The sequence below is a fragment of the Variovorax sp. LjRoot84 genome (assembly GCF_964254305.1).
Lineage (GTDB): Bacteria > Pseudomonadota > Gammaproteobacteria > Burkholderiales > Burkholderiaceae_C > Variovorax.
Genome location: NZ_CAXUTE020000001.1, coordinates 4,906,506 through 4,918,971 on the forward strand (window position 1 = coordinate 4,906,506; position 12,466 = coordinate 4,918,971).

Below are 12,466 nucleotides of genomic sequence, written 5' to 3' on the forward strand. Positions count from 1 at the left end.
AGTGAATGCCGCAAGGCCGCTTCTTTTGATCTCCTCCCCACCTTTCATGCCCCTTTCCCACCGCCCTCTTGTGCGCGCCCTGCAACGCGGCTTCACGCTGATCGAGCTGATGGTCGTGCTGGTCATCATCGGCGTGCTGGCTGCCTTGATCGTGCCGAACGTGATCGAGCGTGCCGACGATGCACGCGTCACCGCCGCCAAGACCGACGTCAACAACCTGATGCAGGCGCTCAAGCTCTACCGGCTCGACAACCAGCGCTACCCCACGTCCGAGCAAGGCCTGCAGGCGCTGCTCGCCCGTCCCACCAGCGGCCCTGCCGCACCCAACTGGAAACCCTACGTCGAGAAGCTGCCGAACGACCCCTGGGGCCGGCCCTACCAGTACATGAACCCGGGCCTCAAGGGCGAGATCGACGTGCTTTCGCTCGGCGCCGACGGCCAGCCCGGCGGCGAAGGCAAAAATGCCGACATCGGCAGCTGGCAATAGGCGCAGCGGCCCCCGCTCCGATCGCGCCCGCCGCCGCACCGGCGGTTTCACGCTGCTCGAACTGCTGGTGGTGATCGCGATCATCGCGCTCGCCACGGCCGGCGTCGGGCTCGCGCTGCGCGATTCGGGCCAGGCCACGCTCGACCGCGAAGCCGAGCGGCTCGCGGCGCTCTTCGAATCGGCACGCGCGCAATCCCGTGCCAGCGGCATCGCGGTGCGCTGGCGTCCGACGCCGCAAGGCCCCGGGAACTTCATCTTCGACGGCCTGCAGCCCGGCACCTTGCCGATCGCCTGGCTTGCCGACGGCATCGCCGCGCAACCGCTGGCCGCCGACGGCTCCGCGATCCCGGCGCTGCAGCTGGGGCCCGAACCGATCATCGCGGCGCAGCAGGTGCTGCTCACCATGGATGGCCCGCCGGCGCGCAGCCTGCGCATCGGCACCGACGGGCTGCGGCCTTTCGCGGTGGTTGCGCCGTGAAGCAGGCAGGTTTCACGCTGATCGAAGTGCTGGTCGCGCTGGGCATCGTCGCGATCGCATTGATGGCCGGCTCGCAGGCCACGATGGCGCTCACGCGCAACGCGCAGCGCCAATCGGACATGCTGCTGGCGCAGCTCTGCGCCGAGAACGAACTGATCAAGGCCCGGCTCGCGCGTCAGTTGCCGGCGGTCGGCGATGCAGGCCTGGTCTGCACCCAGGCCAACGTGAGCTTCGCCGTCACCGTCTCGACCACGCCCACGCTGAACCCGAACTTCCGCCGCGTCGACGTCCAGGTGCGCGATGCGGCCGAGGCGCCGGTGCTGCGCTTGTCCACTGTCGTGGGACGCTATTGATGCGCAGATCCAGAGGCTTCACGCTGATCGAGCTGCTGGTCGCGATCGCGGTGATGGCGCTGCTCGCGCTGATGAGCTGGCGCGGCCTGGAGAGCATGGCGCAGGCGCAGGCCCTGAACCGCGAACGAGGCGATGCCATGCTCACGCTGCAGGCTGCGCTGTCGCAATGGAACGCGGATCTCGATGCCACGATGGCGCTGGCGCAGATCCGGCCCATGGACTGGGACGGCCGCGTGCTGCGCCTCACGCGGCGCAGCACCGACAGCGCCCAGTCGGTGGTCTATGTGGTCGCCTGGACCCTGCGCGCCGATGCCGCCGCGGGTGCGCGCTGGCAGCGTTGGCAATCGCCCGGCATCACCACCCGCGCCGAATGGCAACAAGCCTGGGACCGCGCCGCCGCATGGGGCCAGGACGGCAGCGCCAGCACGAGTTCCAGCAGCGAGTTGCGCGGCGCCGAGCTCGGGCTGATGCCGGTCGAGGCCTGGCAGCTCTACTACTTCCGCAACGACAGCTGGAGCCCGGCGGTCGGCGCCGAGGTGCTCGGCACAAGCACGCCCTTGCCCGACGGCGTGCGCCTGGTGCTGAGCCTGCCGCCCGGCCCGGCGCTCGCGGGGCTGCTGACCCGCGACTGGGTGCGGCCCACCGCAACGGCGCCCAAGTCATGAAGAAGACGCGATCGAAGTCCGCCAGAGACACGCGCGGTGCCGCACTGCTGGCCGCCATGCTGACCGTCACGCTGGTCGCCACCTTCGCTGCCGCGGCGCTCTGGCAGCAATGGCGCGCGGTCGAGGTCGAGGCGGCCGAGCGGGCGCGGGTGCAGTCGGCCTGGGTGCTGATCGGCGCGCTCGACTGGTCGCGCCTGATCCTGCGCGAGGACGCCCGGACCGGCGGCGGCACCGGCGCGGACCACCTGGCCGAGCCCTGGGCCGTGCCGCTGGAGGAAGCCAAGCTGACGAGCTTTCTCTCGGCCGAGAAGAACATCGCCAGCGATGTGCTCGAAGGCCTGCCCGATGCCTTTCTTTCGGGCCGCATCGTCGATGCCCAGTCCAAGCTCAACGTGCTGAACCTGGTGGAGGGCCGCAAGCCCGTGGCCGCATCGGTCGCCGCCTTCACCAAGCTGTTCGAGTTGCTGGGCCTGCCCGCGCAGGAACTGGCGGCGCTGACCGCCAACCTGCAACGCGCCCTGCCGGCCGCCGCGACGACCGGCACCGGCACCGGCACCGGCACCGGCACCGGCACCGGCACAGGCACAGGCACAGGCACAGGCACAGGAACTGGCACCACGCCCCCCGCCGTGACCCCCGACACCTCGGCCACCGGCCCGCTGATGCCGCAGCGCACTTCCCAGCTGGTCTGGCTCGGCCTCTCGCCCACCACGGTGGCCGCGCTGCAGCCCTACGTCACCGTGCTGCCGGCGGGCACGAAGCTCAACATCAACACCGCCAGCGCCGAAGCCTTGTTCGCCAGTGTTCCCGCGCTCGATCTGGCGGGTGCCAAGCGTCTGGTGGCGCAGCGCACACGCAGCCACTTCCGCTCCCTGAGCGACGCGAACCGTCTCTTGCAGGACAGCTCGACGCAGTTCGGCGAACAGCACAGCGTGGGGAGCAACTACTTCGAAGTGCATGGGCGGCTGCGGCTGGACCGCACCTGGGTCGAGGAGCAGTCGCTGCTGCGCCGCGACGGCATCGAGGTGCGCATCGTGTGGCGCGAACGTGGTGCGGGCGCCACGCCGGCGGCACCGAAGCCCTGAAGCGGAAACTTTTAGTCACGCTTATAGGATAAAAAGCACTCGAGCGCCCACGCCACGTGCGAAAGACGCTATCAAATCTGTAGCGGCGGATGTGAACCATCCTCCTACAATGACGACCCCTCATCGATTGCCATGGCCCTACTGCTCGTCACCGTCCCGCTCCCGCCCGTTCCCGCCGGCGGCGAATACGGTTGGGCGGTCTGGTCCAGCGACGGCCGCAAGCTGCGCTCTCAGGGAAGCGCGCCGCCGGCCCTGCTGCCGAGCGGGGACGAAGTGATCCTGGGCGTGCCCGCGGCCGCCCTCTCCTGGCACCAGGTCACGATGCCGCAGGGCAGCATGAGCGGCGCCGTGCGCGTGCGCTCGGTGCTCAACGGCCTGCTCGAAGACCGGCTGCTCGACGACCCGGAGCTGCTGCACTTCGCGCTGGAGCCCGGCGCCCGCGCCGGTGCGCCCGCGTGGGTGGCGGCCTGCAACCGGATCTGGCTGCGCAGCGCGGTGCAGGCCCTCGAAGCCGCGGGCCGTCGCGTCACGCGGATCATTCCCGAATTCGCGCCGCAGCCGGCCGGTGCCGCTCCGATGGTCCTCGCGATCGGCGAGCCGGACGCCGCGCAGCTCGTGATCTGCGACACCCAGGGTGTGACCGCACTCCCCCTCGACAGCGCCAGCATCGCGCTGCTCGGCACGCCGCCCGAAGGCACGACGATGCTGGCCGAGCCCGCAGTGGCCGAACTGGCGGAAAGCCTGCTCGGGCGCCGCGTGCCGATCGTCAAGCCGGCCGCGCGCTGGCTGCAAGCGAGCCGATCGCCCTGGGATCTTGCGCAGTTCGACCTCGCGTCCACCGGCCGCGCCCGCGCGAGCAAGAAGCTCGCGGCGATCTGGCGCGCCGTGTGGCACGGGCCCGAGTGGCGCGCCGCACGCTGGGGCGCGCTGATCCTGGTGCTGGCCCAGCTCATCGGCCTCAATGCCTGGGCCTGGAAGGAGCGCGGCGCGCTCGACAGCAAGCGAGCCGCGGTGAACAGCATCCTCAAGCAGACTTTTCCCTCGGTGCAACTGGTGGTCGATGCCCCGGTGCAGATGGCACGCGAAGTCGCCTCGCTGCAGCAGGCCACCGGCGGCGTCGCCGCGGCCGATTTCGAACCCATGCTGGGCGTGCTCGCAAGCAGCCTGCCGCCCGGCCGTCTGCCCAGCGCCATCGACTACAGCGCCGGCCAATTGCGGCTGCGCGGCCTGGGCTTGCAGCCCGCCGAGGCAGACAGCGTCGCGGCCACGCTGTCCGCGCGCGGCTACAGCGCGCGCAGCGAAGGCGATCTGTTGCTGGTTCAGGCGGAGACCGCGCGATGAACAACTGGCTCGAATCCCTCGAAGCACGCTGGCAGGCCTGGTGGCCCGAACTCGAACCGCGCGAGCAGCGCATGATCGTGATCGCCGCCGCGCTGGTGGTGCTGGCGCTGCTCTGGTGGGTGATGCTGGCGCCCGCGCTGCGCACGCTGTCGTCGGCGCCGGCCGAGCACGCCAGGCTCGATACGCAGCTGCAGCAAATGACCAGCCTGCAGACGCAAGCCAAGGCCCTGCAGTCCCAGCCACGCGCCAGCCGCGACGACGCCATGCGTGCACTCGAAGCCGCGGTGCGCCAGAGCCTCGGACCCAATGCCCAGATGCAACCCGCTGCTGCCGGCGAAGGCGTGACGATCGCCATGCGCGCCACTCCCGCCGACACGCTCGCCCAATGGCTGGCACAGGCGCGCAGCAATGCGCGCGCCGTGCCGCGCGAAGCGCATCTGACGCGTACCGCGCAAGGCGCGCCGGCCGCCTCTTCCCCCGCCGCCGCAGCCGCCAGAGGTGCCGAGCCTTCCGCCGTGCGCTGGGACGGCACGCTGGTCATGAGCCTGCCGGCACGTTGAGCACCGTCACCGCCATGGCCACCCGAAGCTCTCCTGTCCTCGGCACATCGACCGGCCGGCGCTGGGCCGCTCTTGGCGCGCTGATCGGCGCGGTGCTGGCGCTCTCGGTGTACGCGCCGGCACGCTGGCTGGCCGCCTGGCTGGCGCAGCAGAGCGATGGCCACCTGCAACTGGTCAATGCGCGCGGAACGGTCTGGAACGGCAGCGCGGGTGTCGTGTTCTCCAGCGGCGGGAGCGGTGCCGAATCGATTTCGCTGCCTGGCACACTGGGCTGGACATTGCGCCCGCGCTGGGACGGCATCGTCGCCGCGCTCGACATCCCTTGCTGCGCGCCGCAAGCGCTGCAGTTCAAGGCGCGCCCGCGGCCCAGCGGAATGCAGCTCGAATGGCGCGACGGCCAGTCCCGCTGGCCCGCCGCGCTGCTCAGCGGTTTCGGCGCGCCCTGGAACACGCTCAAGCCCGAAGGCGTGCTCGACATCTCCCTGCAGGCCTTCGCGATGCAATGGAACGGCCCGCAACTGGGGCTCGCCGGCCGCGCCACGCTCGACGCGACCGACATCTCGTCCAGCCTCTCGACGCTCAAGCCGATGGGCAGCTACCGCATCACGCTCGAGGGCGGGCCGACGCCGACCCTCCTGCTGACAACCCGCGAAGGCAGTCTCCAGCTCAGCGGCAGCGGCCGATGGAACGGAAGTGCGCTGCGCTTCGACGGCGAAGCCAGCGCCGCCCCGGGGCGCGAAGATGCGCTCTCGAATTTGTTGAATATCATTGGGCGACGCGAAGGCGCGCGCTCACTCATCACACTGGGTTGACCATGAAGCAACAGTCTTCGTACGCGACACGCATCGGCACCGTCGCCCTCGCGGCACAGATGCTGATCACCGCCTGCATTCCGGCCGCGTTCGCGCAGGAAGCCGCGGCGCCGCCGCGACGCGGCGAGCCGATCACGCTGAACTTCACCAATGCCGAGATCGAATCCGTCGCGCGCACCATGGCGGTCGTGACCGGTCGCGACGTGGTGGTCGACCCGCGCGTGAAGGGCACGATGAACCTGCAGACCGACCGTCCGATCTCCCCGGCCGCGGCCTTCAACCAGTTCGCCGCGGCGCTGCGCCTGCAGGGCTTCGCGGTCGTGCAGTCCGAAGGGCTCTACAAGGTGGTGCCGGAGGCCGACGCCAAGCTGCAGAGCAGCGCGGTCAGCACCTCGACGCCCGCCACCGCGACGCTGAGCGGCAACCAGATCGTGACCCAGGTCTTCAAGCTCAACTACGAGTCGGCCAACAACCTGCTGCCGGTGCTGCGCCCGCTGATCGCACCCAACAACACGATCAACGTGAACCCGGGCAACAACTCGCTGGTGATCACCGACTATGCCGAGAACATGCGGCGGCTGGCGCGCATCATTGCCGCGCTCGACGTGCCGAACGCCTCCGACATCGAGGTCATCCCGTTGAAGCACTCGGTCGCCACCGACCTGGTGCCGGTGCTCACGCGCCTGGTCGAAGGCGGATCCGCCACCGGGCCGGTGCCGGGCGCCGCGCCCGGCACCACCGACGCCTCGTTCCGCACCACGCTCCTGGCCGAGCCGCGCAGCAACGCCGTTATCCTGCGCGCGGCCAATCCGGCACGTTCGCAGCTGGTCCGCACGCTGATCGACCGCCTCGACCGCGCGCCGATCGACAGCGGCAATGGCGCGGCCGGCAATATCTACGTCGTCTACCTCAAGAACGCCGACGCGGTGCGGATGGCGGTCACCTTGCGCGCCGCGCTCGCGAGCTCGCAGCCGAGCACCACCGGCGCGCTGGGCGGCGCGGCCGGCGCCCTCAGTACCGCCGGAACCACGCCCGCCGCCCAGCAGCAGCAACAGCAGTTCAGCCAGCTCGGCGCGAGTGCGCAAGGCGGAATGAGCGCCGCCACGGCGCCGATCAGCGGGACGGCGCAGCCCTCCACCGGCGGACAGATCCAGGCCGACCCGGCGACCAACTCGCTGATCATCAGCGCGGCCGAGCCGCTCTACCGGCAGCTGCGCGCGGTGATCGACCGTCTCGACAGCCGCCGCGCGCAGGTGCTGATCGAAAGCCTGATCGTCGAGGTCAATGCCGACAAGGCGGCCGAGTTCGGCATCCAGTGGCAAGCCGGCATCGGCAGCAGCGGCGACCGCAACGTGGGCGTGCTCGGCACCAACTCGAGCCTGGGCGGCGCCAACATCATCGACCTGGCCGTCGGCCTGGCGACCGGCAACGCCGCGACGCGGCCCTCGACCGGCTTCAACTTCGGCATCGGCCACCGCTACGGCAGCGACGGCCAGTACGTGCTGGGCTTCCTGGCCCGCTTCCTGGCCAGCAACGGCGAGGGCAACGTGCTGTCCACCCCCAATCTGCTGACGCTCGACAACGAGGAAGCCAAGATCGTCGTGGGCCAGAACGTGCCCTTCGTCACCGGCCAGTACACCAGCGCCGGCGGCAATACCAACACCGTCAACCCGTTCCAGACCATCGAGCGCAAGGACGTCGGCCTGACGCTGCGCGTGCGCCCGCAGATCAGCGAGACCGGCACGGTCAAGATGCAGATCTTCCAGGAGGTCTCCAGCGTCGTCGCATCCACGGTGAACAACCTGAACGGCCCCACCACGAGCAAGCGATCGATCGAATCGAACGTGCTGGTCGACGACGGCAACATCATCGTGCTCGGCGGCCTGCTGTCCGACGAGTATTCGACCTCCGAGGAAAAAGTGCCCGGGCTCGGCGACATCCCGGTGCTCGGCAACCTGTTCAAGAGCGAGGTCCGCAGCCGCCGCAAGACCAACCTCATGGTGTTCCTGCGGCCGACCATCGTGCGCGACCAGCTCTCCGGCGACACGATCACGGCCGACCGTTACGATGCGCTGCGCGCGATGCAGCAGAACATTCAGCCTTCGACCGACAACCCGATGCTCAATTCGGTGCGTGGGGCGCCGGTGCTGCCACCGCTGAGCGACACCGTGCGCGGCGATCCGTCGCGCCGCATCGACGGCACGCGCCTGATCCCGCCGCCGCTGCCGCCGCAGCACGCGCCGCTGCCGCCGGGCCCGATGAAGGGCGCGCTGCCGCCGACCGCCGACCCGTCCACGGGGCGCGAACTGCCTTAAGGATCCTGCCGTGCGCTATCCCCTGCCCTACGCCTTCGCACGCAGCCAGCAACTGCTGCTCGAAGAAACGGACGAAGGCGCCTTCACGCTCTGGATGCCCCAGGTGCCGCCGCGCAGCGCGCTCGGCGAGGTGGCCCGCAAGTACCCGGTCAAGGCCTTCGAGGCGCTGGCACCCAATGAGCTGGCGCAGCGCATCAGCGCCGCCTATGCGCAAGGCGAATCGAACGCCGCCGCGGTCGTGAGCGAGGTCCAGGGCGACGCCGACCTCTCGCGCATGATGCAGGAGCTGCCGGCGGTCGAAGACCTGCTGGAAAGCGCCGGCGATGCGCCCATCATCCGCATGCTCAACGCGCTGCTCACGCAGGCCGCGCGCGACGGCGCCAGCGACATCCACATCGAGCCCTACGAGCGGACCTCCTCGGTGCGCTTTCGCATCGACGGCACGCTGCGCGAAGTGGTGCAGCCCAACCGGGCGCTGCATGCGGCGCTGATCTCGCGCCTGAAGATCATGGCCGACCTCGACATCGCCGAGAAGCGGCTGCCGCAGGACGGGCGCATCAGCCTGCGCATCGGCACGCGCGCGGTCGACGTGCGGGTCTCGACCCTGCCCTCGGCGCACGGCGAGCGCGCGGTGCTGCGCCTGCTCGACAAGTCCGAAAGCAAGCTCACGCTCGAATCCGTCGGCATGCAGGGCGACACGCTGGCGCGCTTCGAGCACCTCATCAGCCAGCCGCACGGCATCATCCTGGTCACCGGGCCGACCGGCTCGGGCAAGACCACCACGCTCTACGCCGCGCTCAGCCGGCTCGACGCCAGCAGCAGCAACATCATGACGGTCGAGGATCCGATCGAGTACGAGCTGCCGGGCGTCGGCCAGACCCAGGTCAACGCCAAGATCGAGCTGACCTTCGCGAAGGCGCTGCGCGCGATCCTGCGGCAGGACCCGGACGTGATCATGATCGGCGAGATCCGCGATTTCGAGACCGCGCAGATCGCGATCCAGGCCTCGCTCACCGGCCACCTGGTGCTGGCCACGCTGCACACCAACGATTCGGTCAGCGCCGTGACGCGCCTGACCGATATGGGCGTGGAGCCCTTCCTGCTGAGCTCCTCGCTGCTCGGCGTGCTGGCGCAGCGCCTGGTGCGCAGGCTCTGCCCGGTCTGCGCCGTGCCCTCGGCCGCCGGCGACGAGGCCGAGCCCGTGGGCTGCGACGCCTGCGGCCAGACCGGCTACCAGGGCCGCACCGGCATCTTCGAGCTGCTGGTGGCCGACGACACGGTGCAATCGCTGATCCACAACCGCGCACCCGAAAGCCAGCTCTTCGTGGCGGCCGAACGCGGCGGCCTGCGTTCGATGCGCGAGGACGGCGAGCGGCTGGTCAAGACCGGCGTGACCTCGCGGGCCGAGCTGCTGCGCGTGACGAGAGACTGATCGGCTAATCGGCCGCCGCCGGGCCGCCCCAAGGCGGCCAAGCCGCCCCCTCGGGGGGTGGAGTTACACGCAGCGAAGCGGAGTGAAACCGGGGGGTCAAGACAGTCAATCCATCACCACCAGGTTGCGCGTCTGCGGATCGGTCTCCACCTGGCGCACGCGGCCGGCATTGTCGAACAGCACCTGGAACTCGCTGAAGCTGCTGAGCCACATGCGCCAGATCGGTGCGTCGAGGTTCGGGTTCTCGCTGCTCATCGGATAGCCCACCGCCATCGCCACCTGCTCGCGCGTCATGCCCTTGGCGACGCGCGCCGACTTGATCGCGTCGCGGATCTTGGGTGGATAGCCGGCGATCTTGCGCGCCGGGTCTTCGCTGACCACATAGCGCTTGGCGAAAGTGCCGAGGTCGAGGTCGCGGCTGTAGTCGTTGCCGATGGCCTGCTTGCCGCCATTGAGTTCGACCAGCACGCGCATGCGGCCATAGCCCGTGACGCGGGTCGGCGTGCCGGCCGGGATGATCCGCTTACCGCTTTCGGCATAGTTGGCGTCGCTGATCCAGCTGCCGTCGGTGCGCATGTTGCAGCACAGAAAGCCGTCGAAAGTGGGCTGGGCCGCGGCGGGAAGAGACAGCGCGCCCAAGAGGGCGGCAACAGCAACAGCAGTGGTGCGAGCCGACATGAAGACTCCTCTGTGTGGTGTTGTGGAAGCCGCACGACGAAAAGGCAACGCCAAACGCCGACAATGCGGGCTCGCGCATTTTGTCGCCACTCCCCATGCCCGCCTATTCCTTTGAAGCCATAGACCAATCGGGCCAGCCTCGCAAGGGCGTGCTCGAAGCCGACACCGCGCGCAGCGCCCGCGGCCTGCTGCGTGCGCAAGCGCTGATTCCGCTGTCGGTGACCGCCGTCGGCAGCGTCGAGAGCGGCGCCGCCCCGGACCGGAGCTTGCGCCGCCTGCTCGGCGGCAAGCGCGTCTTCAATTCGACCACCCTCGCGGTCTGGACGCGGCAGATCGCCGGCCTCGTGTCCTCCGGCCTGCCGCTCGAACGCGCGCTCACTGCGCTGACCGACGAGGCCGAGACCGAGCAGCAGCGCAACCTCGTCGCATCCCTGCGCGCCGAGGTCAATGCGGGCTCGCCCTTCGGGCGTGCGCTGGCCCAGCATCCGCGCGAGTTCTCGCCCATCTACACCGCGGTGATCGGCGCCGGCGAGCAGAGCGGCAATCTTGGCCTGGTGCTCGAGCGCCTGGCCGACGACCTCGAACAGCGGCAAGCGCTGCAGCAGAAACTGGTCGGTGCGGCCCTGTACCCGGCGATCGTGACCCTGGTCGCGATCGTGATCGTGATCTTCCTCGTCAGCTACGTGGTGCCGCAGGTGGCCAACGTGTTCGCGGGCACGAAACGGGCGCTGCCCATCCTCACCGTGGCGATGCTGGGCTTAAGCGACTTCGTGCGCAACTACGGCTGGCTGATGCTCGGCGCCATCGTGCTGGCGACCCTCGGCGCGCGCATGGCGTTGGCACGTGCCGCCGTGCGCGAGCGCTTCGACGCCGCCTGGCTCGAATTGCCGCTGGTCGGCCGGCTGTCCCGCGGCTACAACGCGGCGCGCTTCGCGAGCACGCTCGCGATGCTGGCCACGGCCGGCGTGCCCATCCTGCGCGCGCTGCAGGCCGCGTCCGAAACGCTGAGCAACCGCGCCATGCGCGCCGACGCGCTCGATGCGCTGGTGCTGGTGCGCGAAGGCGCACCGCTCGCTTCCGCGCTGGCACAAAAGAAAAGATTCCCCGGCATCGTCGCGATGTTCGCGCGCCTCGGCGAACAGACCGGCACCCTGCCGCTGATGCTGCAGCGCGCGGCGTCCCAGCTGGGCGCCGAGGTGCAACGCCGCGCGATGCACCTGGCGACCATCCTAGAGCCTCTGCTGATCGTGGCGATGGGCGGCGTCGTCATGCTGATCGTGCTGGCGGTGCTGATGCCGATCATCCAACTCAATCAGTTCGTGAAGTAGCCGCCTATGCCCGTGTCCTTGGACGACAAGCTGGTAGTCGCCATCTCGTCCCGCGCCCTCTTCAACCTCGAAGAGGAAAACCGGATCTTCGAATCCGGCGACGACGCGGGCTACATGAAGCTCCAGCTCGAACGGCTCGACGTACCGGCCCAGCCCGGCATCGCCTACTCGCTGGTGCGCAAGCTGCTGCGCTTCAACGACGACGGCATGCAGCGCGTCGAGGTCGTGATCCTCTCGCGCAACGATCCGGTCTCGGGCATGCGCGTGTTCCGCTCGGGCGTGGCCAACGGCATCTCGCTGCAGCGCGGCGTGTTCACGCAGGGCCGCCCGCCCTTTGGCTATCTGCGGCCGCTGCGCGCGCACCTGTTCCTCTCGGTCAATGCCGAGGACGTGCGCGAAGCGCTCAACGCGGGCTTCCCGGCCGCGCGCGTGCTGGTCGAGTCGGTGCATGCGAGCGATGCCTATCCCAACGAGGTGCGCATCGCCTTCGACGGCGACGCGGTGCTCTTCAGCGACGAGGCCGAGCGCGTGTACCAGGCCGAGGGGCTCGACGCCTTCCAGCTGCACGAATCCAGCAAGGCCCAGCTGCCGCTGCCCGAGGGGCCGTTCAAGCCGCTGCTCACAGCACTGCATCGGCTTCAGCTCGCGAGCAATCCCAGCATGCGCATCCGTACCGCGCTGGTCACGGCACGCAGCGCGCCGGCGCACGAGCGCGCGATCCGCACGCTGATGAACTGGAACATCAAGGTCGACGAAGCGATGTTCCTCGGCGGCCTGCCCAAGGGCGAATTCCTGCGCGAATTCGAACCCGACTTCTTCTTCGACGACCAGACCGGCCACGTGGACGCGGCTGCACGCCATGTGCCTTCGGGTCACGTGGCGAGCGGCATCAGCAACCTGCGCTGATCGGGCGCTTCAGCGCCGTTTAAGAA

The 12,466-nt window shown here is 69.6% G+C and carries 13 protein-coding genes; 12 read left to right on the plus strand and 1 reads right to left on the minus strand.

The window, feature by feature from the left end; translation table 11 throughout:
• Positions 1-46 precede the first annotated feature (46 nt).
• The 10 genes from gspG (at position 47) to gspE (ending at position 9,528) form a co-directional block, all read left to right on the plus strand.
• A complete protein-coding gene (gspG, locus tag ACSQ9I_RS24385; protein ID WP_093109661.1) occupies positions 47-487 on the plus strand; it encodes a type II secretion system major pseudopilin GspG in 441 nt (146 codons plus the stop codon).
• The gene (locus ACSQ9I_RS24390; protein WP_436314760.1) at positions 462-965 is read left to right on the plus strand and encodes a prepilin-type N-terminal cleavage/methylation domain-containing protein; all 504 of its coding nucleotides are present in this window, start codon (positions 462-464) and stop codon (positions 963-965) included. Before gspG ends, ACSQ9I_RS24390 begins: the two co-directional genes overlap by 26 nt.
• On the plus strand, positions 962-1,318 hold the full coding sequence (gene gspI / locus ACSQ9I_RS24395) for a type II secretion system minor pseudopilin GspI (RefSeq protein WP_244503975.1): 357 nt from the start codon (positions 962-964) through the stop codon (positions 1,316-1,318). Before ACSQ9I_RS24390 ends, gspI begins: the two co-directional genes overlap by 4 nt.
• A complete protein-coding gene (locus tag ACSQ9I_RS24400; RefSeq protein WP_436314761.1) occupies positions 1,318-1,983 on the plus strand; it encodes a PulJ/GspJ family protein in 666 nt (221 codons plus the stop codon). Before gspI ends, ACSQ9I_RS24400 begins: the two co-directional genes overlap by 1 nt.
• Positions 1,980-3,068, plus strand: coding sequence for a type II secretion system minor pseudopilin GspK (gspK, locus tag ACSQ9I_RS24405; RefSeq protein WP_436314762.1), 1,089 nt, complete (start codon positions 1,980-1,982; stop codon positions 3,066-3,068). Before ACSQ9I_RS24400 ends, gspK begins: the two co-directional genes overlap by 4 nt.
• Positions 3,069-3,200: 132 nt before the next feature.
• On the plus strand, positions 3,201-4,409 hold the full coding sequence (gene gspL, locus ACSQ9I_RS24410) for a type II secretion system protein GspL (protein ID WP_436314763.1): 1,209 nt from the start codon (positions 3,201-3,203) through the stop codon (positions 4,407-4,409).
• Entirely contained in the window at positions 4,406-4,969 is a 564-nt protein-coding gene (gene gspM / locus ACSQ9I_RS24415; RefSeq protein ID WP_436305297.1) for a type II secretion system protein GspM, read from the plus strand. Before gspL ends, gspM begins: the two co-directional genes overlap by 4 nt.
• A 14-nt stretch (positions 4,970-4,983) precedes the next feature.
• The gene (gene gspN, locus ACSQ9I_RS24420) at positions 4,984-5,781 is read left to right on the plus strand and encodes a type II secretion system protein N (RefSeq protein WP_436306347.1); all 798 of its coding nucleotides are present in this window, start codon (positions 4,984-4,986) and stop codon (positions 5,779-5,781) included.
• 2 nt (positions 5,782-5,783) lie between these two features.
• The gene (gene gspD, locus ACSQ9I_RS24425) at positions 5,784-8,096 is read left to right on the plus strand and encodes a type II secretion system secretin GspD (protein ID WP_436314764.1); all 2,313 of its coding nucleotides are present in this window, start codon (positions 5,784-5,786) and stop codon (positions 8,094-8,096) included.
• 10 nt (positions 8,097-8,106) lie between these two features.
• The gene (gspE, locus tag ACSQ9I_RS24430) at positions 8,107-9,528 is read left to right on the plus strand and encodes a type II secretion system ATPase GspE (protein WP_436305300.1); all 1,422 of its coding nucleotides are present in this window, start codon (positions 8,107-8,109) and stop codon (positions 9,526-9,528) included.
• Between the two features lie 105 nt (positions 9,529-9,633).
• On the opposite strand, the gene ACSQ9I_RS24435 is transcribed toward gspE, so the two are convergent.
• On the minus strand, positions 9,634-10,206 hold the full coding sequence (locus ACSQ9I_RS24435) for a hypothetical protein (protein ID WP_436305301.1): 573 nt from the start codon (positions 10,204-10,206) through the stop codon (positions 9,634-9,636).
• A 95-nt stretch (positions 10,207-10,301) separates the two neighbouring features.
• Between ACSQ9I_RS24435 and gspF the strand changes: the two genes are divergently transcribed.
• Positions 10,302-11,534, plus strand: a complete 1,233-nt coding sequence (gspF, locus tag ACSQ9I_RS24440) for a type II secretion system inner membrane protein GspF (protein ID WP_436293509.1) — start codon at positions 10,302-10,304, stop codon at positions 11,532-11,534.
• 6 nt (positions 11,535-11,540) lie between these two features.
• Positions 11,541-12,440 carry a 5'-nucleotidase gene (locus ACSQ9I_RS24445; protein ID WP_093109670.1) on the plus strand — a complete coding sequence of 300 codons (900 nt, stop codon included), beginning with the start codon at positions 11,541-11,543 and terminating at the stop codon, positions 12,438-12,440.
• Positions 12,441-12,466: the final 26 nt, after the last annotated feature.